The sequence below is a fragment of the Nonomuraea corallina genome (assembly GCF_027620315.1).
GTDB classification, from domain to species: Bacteria; Actinomycetota; Actinomycetes; order Streptosporangiales; family Streptosporangiaceae; genus Nonomuraea; species Nonomuraea corallina.
Genome location: NZ_JAPNNL010000055.1, coordinates 1 through 17,893, shown reverse-complemented (window position 1 = coordinate 17,893; position 17,893 = coordinate 1). Strand labels below are relative to the sequence as shown.

Here is a 17,893-nt window from a genome sequence, read left to right as displayed (position 1 = left end):
ACTTGTTGAAAGCGGCCTGCGAAGTGATCGCCGAGCAGGGGTTCGGGCATACCCGGACCATCGACATCGCCCGGGCCGCGGGCGTCAGCCAGGCGCTGCTCTTCTACCACTTCGAGACCAAGGACCGGCTGTTCGCCGAGGCGTTCGCGTACGCCGCCCGGCGGCACATGGAGTCGCTCGCCGCCGTCGAGCGCTCCCCGAAGCCGCCGCTCGACCGATTGCGCGCGCTGCTCAAGCTCTCCTCGCCCACCGCCTCGCCCGAGGGGTGGCGGCTGTGGATCGACGCCTGGGCGGAGTCGATGCGCAACAAGGACCTGCAGCGCACCTCGCGCCGGCTGGACGTGCAGAGCCGGCAGGTGATGCAGGGCATCATCGAGGCCGGGATCGCCACCGGCGACTTCACCTGCCCCGACCCCGAGGGCGCCACCTGGAGGATCTTCGCCCTCGGCGACGGCCTGGCGATCCAGATGAACGTGCACGGCCGGGTGCTGCCCAGGCGCCGTGTGATCGAACTGGTCAGGACCGCCGCCGCCAGGGAGCTGGGCCTGTCGGCCGACGCGCTGTGACGTTCCCGCCGTACCAGTGAGGTCTCAGAGATTTCTCAGGTCGGGAAAGTAGGCTCCACCGCATGAAACGTACGGCCGCGCTGGTCGCGGTGCTCGCTGTGCTCGGGGTGACGCTGTGGCTGGTGTGGCCGTCCACGCCCGAAGTGCGCGGACAGGCCCAGCGCATCCCCGTCGTCGACGGGCCGGCCGACGACCAGCGGGTCGACCTCGACACGACGTTCTTCCCGCCGCCGGGCGGCGGGAAGGCGCCCGCGGTGCTGCTCGCGCACGGCTTCGGCGGCAGCAAGCGGAGCGTCCGCGCGGAGGCGGAGCACCTGGCCCGCCAGGGGTACGCGGTGCTCACCTGGTCGGCGCGCGGCTTCGGCGGCTCCACCGGCGAGATCGCGCTCAACTCCCCCGACTACGAGGTCAAGGACGTCAAGCAGCTCATCGACTGGCTGGCCGAGCGTCCCGAGGTGCGGCTCGACGCGGCGGGCGACCCGCGCGTGGGCATCGCCGGCGCGTCCTACGGCGGCGCGATCGCGCTGCTGACCGCCGCCCACGACCCCCGGGTCGACGCGATCGTCCCCCAGATCACCTGGTCGGACCTGGCCGACGCGCTCTTCCCCGACGCCACCGGCGGCGGGCCCGCCAACGGGGTGTTCAAGCGCATGTGGGCCGGCATCTTCTTCGGCCAGGGCGGCGCGGTCCAGCCCGGCGGCCAGGGCGGCGGCTCGGACGGCGCGGCGCAGGGCCTGGAGGCGCTCAACCGCCGGCCCGAGCCGATGACCGCCGAGCAGGCGCGGTGCGGCCGGTTCCTGCCGTCGATCTGCGAGATCTACCAGGAGGTCGCCGAGACCGGCAAGGCCACCCCAGAGGCCGTCGAACTGCTCAAGGCCTCCAGCCCCGTGCACGTGGCGAACCGCATCAAGGCGCCGACGCTGCTCATCCAGGGCCAGCGCGACTCGCTGTTCCCGCTCGGCCACGCCGACCAGAACGCCAGGGCCATCGCCGCCACCGGCACCCCCGTCGCCCTGGCCTGGTACGACGGCGGCCACGACGGCGGCAACGGCGAGGCCGACTGGCTGCGGGAACAGACCCTGTCCTGGTTCGGCCGCCACCTCAGGGGCGAGGACACCGCTCCGGTGAGCGCCTTCACCATCACCCGCGACGGCGGCCGCGACCCCGGCACCCGCCAGCGCATCCGCCTCCACCCCGAGGCCGACGCCTACCCCGGGCTCGGCGGCACCGACGTCACCGCGGTCACGCTGGACGGCCCCGAGCAGCACGTCGCCAACCCGCCCGGCGGCTCCCCCGCCGCCATCTCGACCGTGCCCGGCGTGAGCGGCCTGCTGGGCGGGCAGGGCAGCACCGGCGGCGTGTCGATCGACATGCCCGGCCAGAGCGCCGCCTTCGAGTCGGCCCCGCTGACCGCTCCGCTCCAGCTCACCGGCAGCCCCACGGTCAAGGTCCGGGTCCACGGCAGCGGCGAGGTGACGCTGTTCGCCAAGCTCTTCGACGTGTCGGACTCGCTCCAGCCGCCCGCGCTGCCCGCCGGGCTGGTCGCGCCGTTCCGGGTGACGATCCCCGAGGGCGCCGGCAGCGCCGAGGCCACCGTCACCCTGCCCGCCGTCGACCACCGCTTCGACACCGGGCACCGGCTGCGGTTCGTGGTGTCCACCACCGACATGGCGTACGCCACCCCCGCCGCGCCGGCCACCTACCGGATCGGGCTGGCCTCGCCCGCGCTGTCCGTGCCGACCGTGGCCTCCCTGGCCGCCCCGCCGACCGGGGTCGCCTGGTGGGTGTGGGCGATGCCGCTGGCGGCCGTCGTCCTGGCCGCGGTGCTGCTCGCCACCGGCCGTACGGGCTCCCGCCGGGCCACCGGAGCGCCCGAGCGCGCCCCGGCGCCGGACGACGCGCCGCCGCTGGAGATCAACGGGCTCACCAAGGCGTACCGCAACGGCGAGCTCGCGGTCGACGGGCTGTCGTTCCGCGTCGAGCAGGGCCAGGTGCTGGGCCTGCTCGGGCCCAACGGCGCCGGCAAGACCACCACGATGCGCATGATGATGGGCCTCATCCGGCCCGACGGCGGCGAGGTCCGCATCTTCGGCGAGCCCGTCACGCCCGGCGCGCCGGTGCTGTCGCGGCTCGGCTCGTTCGTCGAGGGCCCCGGCTTCCTGCCGCACCTGTCCGGGCGCGACAACCTGGAGCTCTACTGGGCCGCCACCGGCCGCCCGGCCGCCGACGCCCGCTTCGAGGAGGCCCTGGAGATCGCCGGCCTGGGCAAGGCGCTGCAGCGGGCGGTGCGCACGTACTCGCAGGGCATGCGCCAGCGGCTGGCCATCGCCCAGGCCATGCTGGGCCTGCCCGACCTGCTCGTCCTCGACGAGCCCACCAACGGGCTCGACCCGCCCCAGATCAGGGAGATGCGGGAGGTGCTCAAGCGCTACGCGCGCGACGGCCGCACGGTGATCGTGTCCAGCCACCTGCTGGCCGAGGTGGAGCAGACCTGCACCCACGTGGTCGTGATGCACCGCGGCAAGCTCGTCACCACCGGCCCGGTGTCGGTGCTGCTCAGCACGGCGGCGGCCGCCGCCGGGGCCGGCAACGGCCACGGCCCGCGCCTGGAAGACGTGTTCCTCGACCTGATCGGAGACAAGGCATGACGGCCGCACCCGGCTACGCGCCGCGCCGCACGCTGCCGTTGCGGGTCGAGATCGTCCGGCAGTTCAAGCGGCGGCGCACCGTCGTCGCGTTCGGGCTGCTGCTGGCGCTGCCGTGGATCCTGGTCATCGCGTTCCAGTTCGGGCCGCAGGGCCCCGACAGCAACCAGGGGCTGCGGATCTCCGACCTGGCGACGGCGAGCGGGCTCAACTTCGCCGCGTTCGCGCTGTCGGCCTCGGCGAGCTTCCTGCTGGTGGTGGCGGTCGCGCTGTTCTGCGGCGACACGGTGGCCAGCGAGGCGAGCTGGTCGTCGCTGCGGTACCTGCTCGCCGCGCCGGTGCCGCGCGACCGGCTGCTGCGGCAGAAGCTGATCGTGGCGCTCGGCTACTCGGCCGCCGCCGTGATCTGCCTGCCGCTCATGGCGCTGCTGGCGGGCACCCTGGCCTTCGGCTGGGACGACATCCAGGTGCCCGGCACCGGCGAGACCATCCCGGCGCTCGACGTGCTGCCCCGCTTCGGGATCGTGATCGGCTACGCGCTGGTCAGCCAGCTCGTCGTGGCGGCGCTGGCGTTCCTGATCTCCACCGTCACCGACTCCCCGCTCGGCGCGGTGGGCGGCGCGGTGGGGCTCTGGATCGTCTGCACGATCCTCCAGGCCGTGGAGGCGCTGGGCGTGCTGCGCGAGTTCCTGCCGACGTTCTGGAACAACGCCTGGATCGACGCCCTGGCCCCGGAGCTCGACTGGAGCGGCATGGCCAAGGGCGCGTCGATCTCGGTCACGTACGCGGCGATCCTGATCGCGGTCGCCTTCCGCCGCTTCCGCCGCAAGGACGTCGTGAGCTGAGCCGGACGGCGCCGGCCCCCTCGCGGGAGTCAGCCCCAGTGAGGGGGCCGGTTGTCCAGGTAGAAGGCGTCGGGGTCGTCCTCGCGCCAGTCGCCCCAGCCGAGGTCGGTGTCGTCGGAGGTCTGCTCCGGGATGAATTCCTGCACGGCAATCATGCTACCCAGTGATACAAATCCGCTCCCCCACGTCGATCGGGCGAGGTAGGGCGCGGAAGGCCCGGCGGTACCATGCGGGAGCAGGTTGTCGCCTATCCCCGTGAGGCTGCTGATGGCCACCCCGACAGGATGGCGGCGAGATGGCAATCTGCCGGCGGAGCTGACGAGCTTCGTGGGGCGGACCCGCCTTCTCGCCAACCTCAAGCGGCACCTCGGCGAGTCGCGCCTGGTCACCGTCACGGGCATCGGCGGGGTCGGCAAGTCGCGGACCGTGCTCCGGCTCGCGCACCAGGTCCGCGGCCTGTACCCCGACGGCGTCTGGTTCGTGGACCTGGCCCGGCTGCAGGACGCGGGCATGGTCCGCCACACGATCGCCTCCGCCCTCGGCATCGCCGACCGGTCCTCGCGCGCCGAGTCCGAGACGCTGTCGGAGTGGGTCGGCGACCGGGACATGCTGCTCATCATCGACACCTGCGAACACCTCGTGCAGGGCTGCGCCGAGCTGGTGCACGAGCTGCTGGAGGCGGCGCCCCGCCTGAAGGTGCTCGCCACCAGCCGGCAGTCGCTCCACCTCCCCTATGAGCAGGTGGTGCCGGTGCCGCCGCTGCAGGTGCCCGACGACAGCCCGCTGGCCGACCTGTTCACCAGCGAGTCGGTGCAGCTGTTCGCGTCCCGGGCCTCGGCCGTCGCGCCCGACTTCATGCTCGACGAGCGCAACATCCACGCGGTGGCCGAGCTCTGCCGCCGGCTCGACGGCATCCCGCTCGCGATCGAGCTGGCGGCGGTGCGGCTGCGGGCCCTGTCGGTGGAGCAGATCCTGGGGCTGCTGACCGACCGGTTCAGCCTGCTGGCCGGGGCCGGCCGCACCGCCCTGCCGCGCCACCAGACGCTGCGCGCGGCCATCGGATGGAGTCACGAGCTGTGCGAGCCGGCCGAGCGGCTGCTGTGGGCGCGCCTGTCGGTGTTCGCCGGCGACTTCGAGCTCGACGCGGCCCGTTACGTCTGCTCCGACGACCGGCTGCGCTCCGAGGACATCACCGACCTGGTGACCGGGCTGGTGGAGAAGTCGATCCTGCTCATCCAGAGCAACCACGCCGGGGTCCGCTACAAGCTGATCGACACGCTGGCGGAGTACGGCGAGGAGTGGCTGGAGAAGCTCGGCCAGGCCCGGCTCATGCGCCACAAGCACCTGGAGTACTACCTGAGCCTGGCCACCCGCAGCGAGGACGCCTGGTCAGGGCCGCGCCAGCTCTACTGGTTCATCCGGATGCGGCAGGAGCACGACAACGTACGGCTCGCGCTGGAGCACGCCCTGCGCACCCCCGGCGAGACGCTCATGGCGCTGACCCTGCTGTCGTCGCTGTGGTTCATGTGGGTGTGCTGCGGTTTCGTGCGCGAGGGCCGGCTCTACCTGGAGCGGGCGCTGGAGGCCAACCCGGGCGTGAGCAAGGAGCGCTGCAAGGCGCTGTGGGTGCTGTCCTACGTGCGCAGCGCCCAGGGCGACAGCGCGGGCGCGCTGGAGGCGGCCGAGGCGTGCAGCACCGAGGCGGTGCGGGTGGGCGACTCGCGGGCGGTGATCCTGGCCTCCAAGATGCAGGGCACGGCCGCGCTGATCCAGGGCGACCTGCAGAAGGCGAGCGCGCTGCTGGGCGTGGCGATCGAGTTCAACACCGACAACAAGGAGCTGAACCCGGGCCTGCTGCCGGCCATCGTCGAGCTGTCCCTGGTGCTGCTGGCGCAGGGCGAGAATCAGGAGGCCGAGCCGCTGCTGCGGGACTGCCTGCAGGTGTGCCGTGAGCGCGGCGAGCTGTGGGTGAGCTCGTACGCGCAGTGGGCGATGGCGCTGACCAAGCTGTCCACCGGCCGGGCCGACGAGGCGCTGCACAGCGCCCGCGAGGGGCTGCGGATCAAGCGGCACTTCCACGACATCCTCGGCAGCCTGCTGTCGCTGGAGACGACGGCGCGGATCTTCGTCGCCCTCGGCCGGGCGCGGACGGCCGCGCTGCTGCTCGGCGCGCTGCAGCACAACTGGAGGACGGCCGGGCTGCCCATGCTGGGCGCCCCGTTCCTGGCCGGCGACCATGACCAGTGCGTCAAGGAGTGCCAGAAGGCGCTGGGTGAGAAGGTCTACTTGGCGGCGTTCGAGGAGGGCGGGCGGCTGGACCTCGACGAGGCGTCCGCGCTCGCGCTCGGCGACCTGGAGGACTCCTCCTTCTGAGCCGCGCGCCGTGCCCGAGGGAGGGCACGGCGCGGAGCACGGCGTGGGTACGGGGGTACAGGGCGGCTCAGACGACCTGCGGCCAGCGGGTGCCCGCCGGCCAGGCGTGCACGTATCTGGCGCTGGCCAGCGAGAACTCGATGTGGCCGCGTACCCAGTGTTCGAGGCCGCGCACGTACCTGCGGACCGGGGGCGGCACCCAGGCGCCGAGGCGGGCGCGCCGCTCGACGAAGGCGTGGACGGCCGTGACGTGCATGCCGGCGACCTCGTGCAGGGCGTCCTGGAGGGTCAGGCCCCGGTGCGTGGCCAGCACGGTGACCAGGTTGTGCCGGGCCTTGTCGTTGTCGCGTTCCTTGGCGTACGAGAGCAGGTCGTTGTCCCAGCCGATGAGGTCGCAGGCGAGGTCCGACAGGGCGCGCACGTCGGGGTGGTGCCATTCCTCGGCTTCCAGGCGGTAGCCGCCGCCGACGTCGATGAGCGCGAAACAGGTGAACGTGGCGCCGGTGATGCGGCGCATGAGGATGTAGTCCTCGGGGGTGGGGATCAGATCGGCCTCCCGGTTGGCCGCCTCCCAGACCTGGGCGAACAGGTACTCCTTGACCGTGGTCCGCCAGCGGTCGACCTGGGCGGGGGTGCCCAGCTCGGCGATGCGGTCGAGCAGCTCGCGCAGGGTCAGGCCGAACGGGTCGGCGGGGTCGGGGTCCCTGCGCCTGTCGAGGACGTCGAACAGCGGCGGCAGGGCGCGGGCCAGGGCCGAGGCCCGGTGTCCCATCAACTCCCCTTCGCAGAACGCGTCGTCGAAGGCGAACAGCCAGTTGTACCAGTCGTTGATCAGCCTGAGGCTCGCGCGGGGCACTGCGGGATTCGTCCGGGCGGCGAGCAGGCCGATCTTGGAGCGTCGGAAGTGCTCGACGGTGTCGGCTCCGGCGAGCAGGGCGGAGGCGGCCAGCCATTGGTGGCTCTGGGCGTCGACCTCGGCCGCGTGCTCGTTGATCTCACTGGGGAAGGGGCACGGGAGCGGAGGGATACGGAGCGGTCCTCCACCAAAGGAATGCTCGGAAGTAGCCACCCCCACAGCATGACGAGCGACTCCCCGAAAGGCCACAGTAGGCGGCCCCGAGGCGGCGTGCGGGCCGGACGGTCCCTGTCCCGGCGTGACCGTGATGAGCCGCGAGCATCAGCAAAGTGTCACCTTCGCCGTCGGCCGGGCCGCCGCCGCTTCCCTGCGCCCGTGACCTCGCGCCACCCGCTCCGCCCCCTTCCGAAGGCCCCGGATCCGCCGTCCGCGAACGCCCGGCGCCTCGATAGGGTGCCCTGCACGGAATCGTTCCGGCTCACCGTGGGTTCTGGTTGTGAGTACCTAGGGAAAGGCTGTCCAACGTGTTCGACCCGACGGATCTCTACGAGCTCGCCGAGGATCTGCCCGAGCTGACCGATCCGGTGTTGCTGTACCACTTCGACGGTTTCGTGGACGCGGGCGCGGCCGGGCGGCTCGCGCTGCGGCACGTGCTGGACGAGCTGGAGCACCGGGTCGTCGCCACGTTCGACGTGGACCGGCTGCTCGACTACCGTTCCCGGCGGCCGGTCATGGTGTTCGACACCGACAGATGGACGGAGGTCGAGACCCCGGAGCTGGTCGTCCACAGCGTCAAGGACGTCACGGGCACGCCCTTCCTGCTGATGACCGGCCCCGAGCCCGACAGCTCGTGGGAGCGGTTCATCGAGGCCGTCGGCACGCTCGCCGACCGGTTCGGGGTGAGCAAGATGGTGACCGCGCACGGCATCCCGATGGCGGTGCCGCACACCCGGCCGCTGGGCATCACCATGCACGCCAGCCGGCCCGAGCTGATGAACAGCGCCCACGCCAGCACGTTCGGCCGGGTGCAGGTGCCGGGCAGCGTGGCCGCCCTGATGGAGTTCCGGCTGGGCGCGCGGGGGCGCGACGCGATCGGCTTCGCCGTGCACGTGCCCCACTACCTGGCGCAGGCCGAGTACCCGACGGCCGCGGTCACCGCGCTGGAGGCGGTCACCAGCAGCACCGGTCTGGTGTTCCCCCTCGACGGCCTGCGCGAGGCGGCGCGGCGCACGACCGTGGAGATCGAGGAGCAGATCAACGCCTCGGCGGAGCTGTCCAGCGCGATCAGCGGCCTGGAGCAGCAGTACGACGCGTTCGCGGGCGGCGCCGAGCGGGAGAACCTGATCGCCGAGTCCACCCCGATGCCGACCGGCGACGAGCTGGCGGCGCAGTTCGAGCGGTTCCTGGCCGAGCGCGACGACGACTGATCACCTGAGTAGCCTGGGACGATGCAGGAGATCCGGGTCGGGCTGATCGGTTACGGCACCGCCGGGGCGGTCTTCCACGCGCCGCTGATCGAGGCCGCCGAAGGGCTGCGGCTGGCGGCGGTGGTCACGCGCGACCCCGGCAGGCAGGCCGAGGTGTCCGCCCGCTACGGCGCCCGGCCGGTCGCCGACCCCGCGGCGCTGTGGGAGCTGTGCGACCTGGTCGTGGTGGCCTCGCCCAACCGGACGCACGCGAGCCTGGCGGCCGAGGCCCTGGAGCGGGGCAAGGCGGTCGTGGTCGACAAGCCGTTCGCGCGCACCGCCGAGGAGGCCCGCGCCGTCACCCGGCTGGCCCAAGAGCGGGGCCTGCTGCTCACCGTCTTCCAGAACCGGCGCTGGGACGGCGACTTCCGCACCGTGCGCGCGCTGGTCGCGGCGGGCGCGCTGGGCGAGGTGCGGCGGCTGGAGTCGCGTTTCGAGCGCTGGCGGCCCGTGCCCAAGGGCGGCTGGCGCGAGACCGGCGGCCCCGCCGACGCCGCCGGGCTCCTCTACGACCTGGGCAGCCACCTGATCGACCAGGCGCTCGTGCTGCTCGGCCCCGTCACGCACGTCTACTGCGAGAGCGACGTGCGGCGCGCGGGGGTGGCGGCCGACGACGACACGTTCGTGGCGCTGACCCACGCGAACGGGGCCCGCTCCCACCTGTGGGCCGCCGCGGTGACCCCGAGCCTCGGACCGCGTTTCCGCGTCCTCGGCTCGACGGCCGCGTACGTCAAGTACGGCATGGACGTGCAGGAGGACCGGCTGCGGGGCGGGGGCGCGCCCCCCGCCGGCGGGGGGGGGGCGGGGGGGGGGGGGGCGGGGGGGGGGGGGGGGGCCGCGGCCGGGGGGGGGGGGGCCCCCGGGGGGGGGGGGGGGGCGCCCCCCCGCCCAGTGCGCCGCCCGCACCCGGACGCTCTTCTACGTCGACACGCTCGACCAGCTCCGCCGCGGCGGCCGCATCGGCGCGGCGGCCTCGCTGCTGGGCACCGCCCTCATGATCAAACCTCTGCTCCGGCTCACGGACGGCCGCATCGCCCTGCTGGAGAAGGTCCGCACCGCGTCCCGCGCCCTGGCCCGCCTGGAGGACCTGGTGGCACAGGACGCGGGGGACGAACCGGTCGAGATCGCCGTCCAGCACCTGGCCGCTCCCGAACGCGCCGAGACCCTGGCCCGCAACCTGGCCAAACGGGTGCGGGGAGCGACCCAGGTACGAGTGGTGGAGGTGGGCGCGGTCATCGGCGTCCACGTGGGTCCCGGCACGCTCGGCATCACGATCGCCCCGGCATCCTGACGGCCGCGCGGAGCCTTCTCCGGACGCGGCGCGGCGTACCGGTGTTTCCGCGGATGGCTGCGGACGACTGTGGACGGCCGGGGACGGCTGGGGACGGCTGGGGACGGCTGCGAACGGCTGGGGACGGCTGGGTAGGCGACGCCTGTGGGGGGAGGTGCGCAGATCAAGGTCAAAGTCTTTTTGGGGAAACCCCTCTCGGGCCGGGCGCCGCTATGCGTGCCTTCGGCCCGCTGGACCCGCCGTAGGCCAGGAAACCGTCTGAGCCGGTGACGGCAGGGCTTCTCTCCGGTCGGGCCGGACCGGGGTCCCGAGTTGTGGACGGGGCGTGGTCATCCACAGAATCCCGTTCTGGGTCCAGGGGCCGTGTTGGTGGCCCGTACGTTGCTGGCCGTGCGCGCCCAAGATTCGACGTCCGAGCGGACCATCGCCGAGTCCCGGATCCGTTCTCTCACGGGGTCCGAGCCTGCCTCCTTCCTCGCCGGGGTGCCGGAGTCATTCCAGGCCTTCCGAGCCTCCGCCGGTTCCCTCGATCCGGGCAGGCCAGGGCTCCGGGCCCTGCTCGCGCTCGGAGCCGTAGCCGTCCTGGTGGCGGGGTTCTTCCTCTGGCGCTCCCGGCCCGTCCCCGAGCCTCTGCCCGCTCCCACTCCGGTGTCCGGCCCGGTGTCCAGCTCGATGTCCGGCTCAGGGCACGACCCGGCGCCCAGCGCCGCCGTGACGACGAAGGTGACCGTCCACGTCGCCGGCAAGGTCCATGAACCGGGCGTCTACCCGTTGCCCACCGGATCCCGCGTGCAGGACGCGATCACCGCCGCCGGCGGCGTCCGCCGGGGCGCCTCCCTGGACACGCTCAACCTGGCCAGGCGGCTCGTCGACGGCGAGCAGATCATGGTCGGCCTTCCCGCCGCCGCGCCGGGTCCTGCGGGAGCCCCCGACGCCGCCGTCCTGGACCTCAACGCCGCCACACAGGACCAGCTCGAACAGCTTCCCGGCGTGGGAGAGGTCCTGGCCTCCCGCATCATCGACTTCCGCACCACCCACGGCGGCTTCACCAGCGTCGACCAGCTCCGCGACGTCAGCGGCATCGGCACCCGGCGGTTCGACGAGATCAAACCGAAGGTCCGGGTCTGATGCCCGAGCCCACCCACCCCAAGGCGATCCCCGTCCCTTCCGCCCGGCCTCGCCACATCGGGCCTCGCCCCGGCGAACGCCGCCCGGACGCGGAGAGACGGCGGGTCTGGCCTCTCGCGCTCCCGGCGGTGGCAGCCTGGATCGCCGCGATCGCGCTGCTCGGCTGTTCCGTGCCCGTCGTCGCGTGCACGGGCCTCGTCTGCGTGGGCGGCTCGCTCGCGGCATGGCGGCTGATCCGGGACCCGGCGCACCGCAACACGACGGTCGCCGTGCTGGTGTGCGTCGCCGCCGTCAGCGGTTCGATCGCGCTCCGGCTCCACGCTGTCACCACGGGCACGGTCGCGGCGCTGGCAACCGAAGGCGTGACCGTCACCGCTGAGATCACCCTCACCGGCGACCCCAAGGTCAGACACCCCCAGCCGGGACTCTTCCATCAGGACGGCATCGTCGTCGACGCCGCCGTGCGGACCGTCCAGGCCGGTTCCACGCGCCTGTCGGTCCACACCCCGGTCGTCGTGTTCGGGAACGGTCCCGAGTGGCGTTCCCTCCTGCCGAGCCAGCGGCTCAGGGTCAGGGGCCGGCTCGCCGAGCCGACCTCGCCCGGGCTCGTCGCCGCGTTCCTCCTGGTACGGGACCCGCCCAAGATCCTCACGCCGCCCTCCTCCGTACATACGGTCGCGGGCGCCTTCCGCGCGGGGTTGCGCGAGGCCGCCGGGATCCTGCCGCCCGACCAGCGCGGCCTCCTCCCGGCCCTGGTCGTCGGGGACGTCTCGCGGCTCGACCGTCAGGTCGACGCGGACCTGGAGGAGGCGGGCCTGAGCCACCTCAACGCCGTCAGCGGCGCCAACCTGGCGATCGTCGCGGGCGCCGCCCTGGCCCTGTGCCGGTTGGCCGGCCTGCCCCTCGCCCCGAGAGCGGCCTTCGCCGCCCTGGCCATGATCGCGTTCGCGGTCGTGGCCCGGCCTTCGCCCAGCGTCCTGCGGGCTCTCCTGATGGGTCTGGTGGCGGCCCTCGCCCTCGGCACCGGCCGGGCCAAGGACGGTGTCGCCGCCCTATCGGCGGCGGTCCTGCTCCTCATCCTGTTCGTCCCCGAGCTGGCCCATTCCTTCGGCTTCGCCCTCTCCGTGACGGCCACGGCGGGCATCCTCCTGCTGGGCCCCCGCTGGCGCGCCCGCCTCACCGGCGACACCGCCACACCCCCGGCTACCAGGACGGCAGGCGACCCAGCAGGCGAGCCGCCACGGCACGGAGCGCGTCCGGTAAAGGCAGTGCGCTCCGATGGCGCCGTGCGGTGTCTCCCTGTGCGGGCGGGCCGGGTGGAGGCGGTGCGTCCTGGCGCGTCGGCGCCCGCGACGAGGGAGAGGCGGGGGCGGTGCCCTCAGTGGATGGCGGAGGCGGTGGTGGTGCCCGCCGCGGCGCAGGTGGCCGTCACCCCCGTGCTGGTGCTCATGTCCGGCGAGATCAGCCTCGTGGCGGTGCCGGCCAACCTGCTGGCCGGGCCGGCCGTGGCGCCCGCGACTCTGCTGGGGTTCGTGGCTGCGCTGGTCGCGCCGTTCTGGCCGGAGGCGGCGCAGGTGCTGGTGGTTCCGGCGGGGTACGCGGTCGGATGGATCATCATGGTCTCCCGGTGGGCGTCCGGCGTTCCCCTGTCCGGCGTCTCCTGGCCACAGGGGATCGCGGGGATCGGGCTGCTCGCGGTGGTGGCCGTCGTGGCGGTGGTGGTGCTGCGACGGCGGGCCTGGCGGGCCGTCGCGCTGGCGGTCACCGGCGGCGCTCTGATCGCGGTGCTGGCGATCAAACCGATGACCGCGCCGTGGCCGCCCGCAGGGTGGGTGATGGTCATGTGCGATGTGGGCCAGGGTGACGGGCTGGTCATCGCGGCGGGGCCGGGGCAGGGCGTGGTCGTCGACGCCGGCCCGGACCCGGTCGTCATGGACCGGTGCCTGCGCAGGCTCGGGGTGCGGGACGTGCCCCTGGTCATCCTCACCCACCCCCACGCCGACCACATCGACGGCCTGGCGGGCGTGCACCGGGACCGAAGGGTGGGAGCCGTCGTCACCAGCCCGCATCGCCCGTCGGCGCCGCAGAGCGTCCGGCTCAGCGCCGACCTGGCGCGCCGCCGCGTTCCCGAGCAGGCCGCGCGGCCGGGCACCCGCTGGCGGCTCGGCCCGTCCGAGGTGACCGTCGTCGCCCCCGACGCCACGTCAGCGGAGGAAGGGCCGGGGGAGGGCAGCGCCGCGAACAACGCCAGCATCGTGCTGCACGTCCGCTGGCGCTCCGGGTCGGCGTTGCTGAGCGGCGACATCGAGTCCGAGGCCCAGGAGCGGCTCCTCCGCGGTGCTCTGCCGCAGGCCGACGTGCTCAAGGTTCCCCATCACGGGTCGCCTCGACAGGTTCCCGCCTTCTTCGCGGCGGTGCGGGCTCGGGCGGCGCTGGTCAGCGTGGGCGCCGACAACGACTACGGGCACCCTGCCCCTTCGACCCTGGGCCTGCTCCATCGCCTGGGCATGCGGGTCCACCGCACGGACAGGTCGGGCGACCTGGCCGTGATCGAGGGAGAAGGCGGCCTGGCGGTGGTGTCGCGTGGGTCCTGAGGGCGGCCTGGCGGTGTCGCGTGGGTCCTGAAGGCGAGCCGGCGGGTGGAGGCGCGGGGTGAGGTTCGGTGGAGACTCCGGAGGAAGACAGGCGGTTTGGGGTTGGAGGGTGGGCGTGGGATGCTGCTCGGCATGGCGGGAAGCGTTCCAGCACCTGTGACCTTGGTCATCGGCGATGAGGAGTTGCTGGCGGAGCGGGCCGTGAGCGTGATCGTGGCGGCGGCGCGGGCGCAGGACGCCGGGGCCGAGGTGCACGACCTGGTCGGGTCGAAGGTGACGACGGGGGAGCTGACGCAGCTCACGTCGCCGTCGCTGTTCGGCGACCGGACCGTCGTGGTGGTGCGGTCCGCGCACGACCTGGGGAAGGACGTGATCTCCGAAGTCATCTCCTATGCCAGGCAGCCGTCCGACGACGTGGTGCTCGTGCTGGCACACCCTGGTGGGGTCAAGGGCAAGGCGCTGGTCGACGGGGTGAAGAAGGCCGGTGCCGCGGTGGTCACCGTCGCCAAGGTGACCAAACCGGCGGAGCGGCTGGAGTTCGTCAAGGCGGAGTTCAAGCGGGCCGGGCGGGGCATCTCGGGGGAGGCGGCCCAGGCGCTGCTGGAGGCGGTGGGCAACGACCTGCGGGAGCTGGCCGCCGCGTGCAACCAGCTGATGTTCGACACCCAGGACAAGACGATCACTCCGACGGCGGTGGCGCGTTACCACAAGGGCCGGGCCGAGGTGACCGGGTTCAACGTCGCCGACTCGGCCGTGGAGGGGCGGCTCGGCGAGGCGCTGGAGCAGTTGCGGTGGGCGCTGGGCACGGGCGTCGCGCCCGTGCTGCTGGTGAGCGCGCTGGCGGGCGGGCTGCGGTCCATCGCCAAGGTCGCCGGGGCGCCGCGCAACCTGCGGGGCGGTCAGCTGGCGAGCCACCTGGGCATGCCGCCGTGGAAGATCGACCGCGTGCGGAGGCAGGTCAAAGGCTGGGGGCCCGAAGGGCTCGCGAGGGCCATGCAGGCCGTGGCCGACGCCGACGAGCAGGTCAAGGGCGGCGGCGCCGACCCCGCCTACGCCCTGGAGCACACCGTCCAGGTCATCGTGGCCAGCCGCACCGGCCGTTAGGAAGCCTCCGGACGCGTCCCTCACAGGTGAGGGTCAGAACTCCTGGAGCGAGGACTCGCGGAGCGTGCCGTCGCTGATCTCCAGGACCCGGTCGGCCAGGGTGATCAGGCCAGGGTCGTGGGTGGCGACCAGGGCGGTGACGCCCTCGCTGCGGACCAGGGCGCGCAGCAGTTCCATGATCTGCCGCCCGGTCTGCGAGTCGAGCTGCCCGGTCGGCTCGTCGGCCACCAGCAGGCGCGGCCGGTTGGCCAGCGACCGGGCGATCGCCACCCGCTGACGTTGACCGCCCGACAGCTCGTACGGGCGCTGGTTCGCGTGCTTGTCGAGCCCGACGAGGGCGAGCAGGGTGCGCACCCGCTTCTCGCGCTCCTCGACGGGGGTGCGGGCCAGCCGCATCGGCACGCCCACGTTCTCGGCGGCCGACAGCACCGGGATCAGCCCGAACGACTGGAACACGAACCCGATCACGTCCCGGCGCAGCGCCAGCAGCGCGTCCTCGCGCATCGCGGTGACCTCCTGCCCGGCCACCACCACCCGCCCGGAGTCGGGCCGGTCGAGCCCGCCCACCTGGTTGAGCAGCGTGGTCTTGCCGGATCCCGAGCGGCCACGGATGGCGACCAGCTCGCCCGGGTAGGCCTCGAACGACACCTCACGCAGCGCCACGACCTCCTTGGGCCCGGTGCGGTAGACCTTGCGCAGCCCTTCGACGACGACCAACGGTTCACTGCTCATCGGCGGGCTCCTCCCGTGCCGGCCACACCCCGATGTGGTCGGCCTCCAGCTCCAGGCGGACACGGCGTTCCATGTCGAGGGCGTTCATGAAGTCGCGAGGCAGCTGCAGCCGGCCGACCCGGTCGAGCACCGCGTACTCCTCGGCGACGACCTGGCCCTCGGCGCCCTCGCGGCGCAGCGTCTCGCTGCTGGTGCGCCCGTCGCGGATGCCGATCGTGCGGTCGACCTGCTCGGAGACCAGCGGGTCGTGGGTCACCACGACCACGGTCACGCCGAGCTCCCTGTTGGCCCTGCGCAGCGACTCGAAGACCTGCTCCGACGTCTCGCTGTCGAGCTCGCCGGTCGGCTCGTCGGCGAGGATGAGCTGCGGCGCGTTGGCGAGCGCGACCGCGATGGCGACCCGCTGCTGCTCGCCGCCGGACATCTCGGGTGTCCTGCGGTCGGCGCAGTGGCCGACGCCGAGCAGGTCCAGCAGTTCGGCCGCCCGGCCGCGGCGCGCCCGGCCGGCCAGCTTCATCGGCAGTTCGACGTTCTCGCGCGCCGACAGGTACGGGAGCAGGTTGCGCGCGGTCTGCTGCCAGATGAACCCGACCACCTCGCGCCGGTAGCGCAGCCGGTCCCTGGCCGTCATCGCCAGCAGGTCCATGCCGGCCACCCGGGCCACGCCGGCGGTGGGCACGTCCAGCCCGGACAGCACGTTCAGAAGCGTCGACTTGCCCGAACCGGACGCGCCGACGACGGCGAGCAGCTCGCCCTTGCCCACCAGCAGGTCGAGGCCCTGCAGGGCGACCACCTCGACGCCCTCGGTCTTGTAGATGCGGACGAGGTTGTCGCAGACGATGTGCGCGTCGCCGCCGAAGGCGGGCTTCTCCCGGCCGGCCGCCGCCTCCAGCTCGGACAACGTCGGGTTCGTCACAGGCCCCCCACTCTCAGGACGGCGCTCACGTCGCGGCGGCCGCTGATGGCCGCGTGCGCGTACGCGCCGAGGACGGCGACCGCCGTGAGCCCGGCGGCCAGCAGTGCTGGGATGGTCAGGTCGAGATCATAGCCGCCGACGGGCAGCCCGCCGGCGTACGCGGACAGGTCGATGCCGGGGCCGAGCGCGGCCGGCAGGCCCAGGCCGAGTCCGAGACCGGCCGGCGCGGCGAGGAGGATCAGCGGCAGGACCTCCAGCACGGTGAGCCGCCGCGCCTGCCGGTCGGACAGGCCCAGGGTGCGCAGCAGCGACAGCGTCCCGGCCCGGTCCGCGGCGCCCATCACCAGCGTGATGAGCACGGCGACCACCGCGTACCCGCCGAGCACGACCGTCACCACGAGCAGCGTGGTGCCGACCGCGCCCGTCATCGGGTCGGTCTGGATGGCGGCCAGCGCGGCGGCCTGCGTCTCGACCCGCGCGTCCGGCACGGCGCGTTCCAGCGCGGCCCGGTCGGCCCCGCCGGAGAGCAGGAGCGTGTTCACGACGGGCCGCTGCCCCACGTCGAACGGCAGCACGGCGAACTTGCCCTCGGTGAAGAACCCCGGGACCGCTGGTACGACGCCCGCCGTGGTGATCATCAGCCGTGACTGCCAGCCGATCTCGAACGTGCCGCGCCCGCTCAGGTCGTGCGACACGAGCACCGGCAGCCCCGGCCCCGCGGCGGGCGGCGCGGGCGGGGCCAGCGGCGCGCCCGCCATCAGCTCCCGCCACCGCGCCAGGTCGACGGCCAGCACCTGGGCCCGTTCCGCGGTACGGCCGACCTGCACGTCGGCGAGCTGCGCCGGCACCATCCCGGTCACGCCGGGCACCTGACGCACCCGTTCGACCTCCTCGGCGGTGAGCTCCCGATCGGACATGATCTTGATCGGCGCGCCGACGGTCTGCCACGCGGCCAGCCGCTGCGTGCTCGACACGCTGCCGGAGATCACCGACGCGAACACCGACACGCCCAGCGCGGGCAGCAGGATCAGCGCCGGGAGCACGCTGGACGAGCGCGCCCTGGCCGCCCGCGTCAGTCCCAGGAAGGCCACGGCCGGCCGGGACCTGGCGGTGGCCCGTACGAGCAGGCGCAGTGGGTACGGGTAGCAGCGCAGAGTGATCAGCGCGGCGGCGAGCGTGAGCGCGAGCGGCACCAGCAGCAGGAACGGGTCCAGGCCCCCGGTGGCGGCGCCGCGGGTGCGCAGCAGGTAGGCGCCGGCCAGGGCGAGGCCGACGACCAGCAGTTCCAGCGTGACCCGGCGGGCGGAGGGCCGGGCGGCCGTCACGTCGTCGCGCCGCTCGTGCAGCGGCGCCCCCGGGGGGGGGGGGGGGCCCCCC

At 73.5% G+C, this 17,893-nt stretch carries 12 protein-coding genes and 2 pseudogenes; 10 read left to right on the top strand and 4 right to left on the bottom strand.

Translation table 11 applies throughout. From position 1 onward, the window contains the following. The first annotated feature begins 5 nt into the window (after window positions 1-5). The 4 genes from OUY22_RS16110 to OUY22_RS16095 all read left to right on the top strand — a co-directional run bounded on the left by OUY22_RS16110 (window position 6) and on the right by OUY22_RS16095 (window position 6,429). A complete protein-coding gene (locus OUY22_RS16110; RefSeq protein WP_270155784.1) occupies window positions 6-566 on the top strand; it encodes a TetR/AcrR family transcriptional regulator in 561 nt (186 codons plus the stop codon). Between the two features lie 62 nt (window positions 567-628). Further along, window positions 629-3,214, top strand: coding sequence for a CocE/NonD family hydrolase (locus OUY22_RS16105; protein ID WP_270155783.1), 2,586 nt, complete (start codon window positions 629-631; stop codon window positions 3,212-3,214). After that, on the top strand, window positions 3,211-4,056 hold the full coding sequence (locus tag OUY22_RS16100; RefSeq protein ID WP_270155782.1) for an ABC transporter permease: 846 nt from the start codon (window positions 3,211-3,213) through the stop codon (window positions 4,054-4,056). Before OUY22_RS16105 ends, OUY22_RS16100 begins: the two co-directional genes overlap by 4 nt. A 255-nt stretch (window positions 4,057-4,311) precedes the next feature. Next, window positions 4,312-6,429 carry an ATP-binding protein gene (locus tag OUY22_RS16095; RefSeq protein WP_270155781.1) on the top strand — a complete coding sequence of 706 codons (2,118 nt, stop codon included), beginning with the start codon at window positions 4,312-4,314 and terminating at the stop codon, window positions 6,427-6,429. Between the two features lie 67 nt (window positions 6,430-6,496). On the opposite strand, the gene OUY22_RS16090 is transcribed toward OUY22_RS16095, so the two are convergent. Further along, window positions 6,497-7,498, bottom strand: coding sequence for a terpene synthase family protein (locus OUY22_RS16090; protein WP_270155780.1), 1,002 nt, complete (start codon window positions 7,496-7,498; stop codon window positions 6,497-6,499). A gap of 311 nt (window positions 7,499-7,809) precedes the next feature. On the opposite strand from OUY22_RS16090, the gene OUY22_RS16085 reads away from it, so the two are divergent. The 6 genes and pseudogenes from OUY22_RS16085 (at window position 7,810) to holA (ending at window position 14,868) form a co-directional block, all read left to right on the top strand. Next, the gene (locus OUY22_RS16085; protein WP_270155778.1) at window positions 7,810-8,712 is read left to right on the top strand and encodes a proteasome assembly chaperone family protein; all 903 of its coding nucleotides are present in this window, start codon (window positions 7,810-7,812) and stop codon (window positions 8,710-8,712) included. 21 nt (window positions 8,713-8,733) lie between these two features. After that, a pseudogene (locus OUY22_RS16080) lies at window positions 8,734-9,474 on the top strand (Gfo/Idh/MocA family protein); the annotation flags it as partial. Between the two features lie 229 nt (window positions 9,475-9,703). Then, window positions 9,704-10,042: pseudogene (locus OUY22_RS16075) on the top strand (DegV family protein); the annotation flags it as partial. Window positions 10,043-10,432: 390 nt separating this feature from the next. Next, window positions 10,433-11,170, top strand: a complete 738-nt coding sequence (locus OUY22_RS16070; RefSeq protein WP_270155777.1) for a ComEA family DNA-binding protein — start codon at window positions 10,433-10,435, stop codon at window positions 11,168-11,170. 128 nt (window positions 11,171-11,298) lie between these two features. Continuing rightward, window positions 11,299-13,764, top strand: a complete 2,466-nt coding sequence (locus OUY22_RS16065) for a ComEC/Rec2 family competence protein (protein ID WP_270155776.1) — start codon at window positions 11,299-11,301, stop codon at window positions 13,762-13,764. 120 nt (window positions 13,765-13,884) lie between these two features. Continuing rightward, on the top strand, window positions 13,885-14,868 hold the full coding sequence (gene holA / locus OUY22_RS16060; protein WP_408638169.1) for a DNA polymerase III subunit delta: 984 nt from the start codon (window positions 13,885-13,887) through the stop codon (window positions 14,866-14,868). Between the two features lie 33 nt (window positions 14,869-14,901). Here the strand turns inward: holA and OUY22_RS16055 are convergent, their stop codons facing one another. The 3 genes from OUY22_RS16055 to OUY22_RS16045 form a co-directional block, all read right to left on the bottom strand. Beyond that, the gene (locus tag OUY22_RS16055) at window positions 14,902-15,600 is read right to left on the bottom strand and encodes an ABC transporter ATP-binding protein (RefSeq protein WP_270155775.1); all 699 of its coding nucleotides are present in this window, start codon (window positions 15,598-15,600) and stop codon (window positions 14,902-14,904) included. Continuing rightward, window positions 15,590-16,516: an ABC transporter ATP-binding protein gene (locus OUY22_RS16050; RefSeq protein WP_270155774.1), complete on the bottom strand. Its 927-nt coding sequence runs from the start codon at window positions 16,514-16,516 to the stop codon at window positions 15,590-15,592. Before OUY22_RS16050 ends, OUY22_RS16055 begins: the two co-directional genes overlap by 11 nt. Beyond that, window positions 16,513-17,893: FtsX-like permease family protein (locus OUY22_RS16045; protein WP_270155773.1), on the bottom strand; the 1,381-nt coding region annotated here is incomplete at its 5' end. The genes OUY22_RS16050 and OUY22_RS16045, both read right to left, overlap by 4 nt.

Bases quoted from the DNA above. Each gene is read 5' to 3' on its own strand.
- OUY22_RS16105 (WP_270155783.1), top strand. From the start codon at position 629: ATGAAACGTACGGCCGCGCTGGTCGCGGTGCTCGCTGTGCTCGGGGTG.
- OUY22_RS16100 (WP_270155782.1), top strand. From the start codon at position 3,211: ATGACGGCCGCACCCGGCTACGCGCCGCGCCGCACGCTGCCGTTGCGG.
- holA (WP_408638169.1), top strand. From the start codon at position 13,885: ATGCTGCTCGGCATGGCGGGAAGCGTTCCAGCACCTGTGACCTTGGTC.
- OUY22_RS16055 (WP_270155775.1), bottom strand. From the start codon at position 15,600: ATGAGCAGTGAACCGTTGGTCGTCGTCGAAGGGCTGCGCAAGGTCTAC.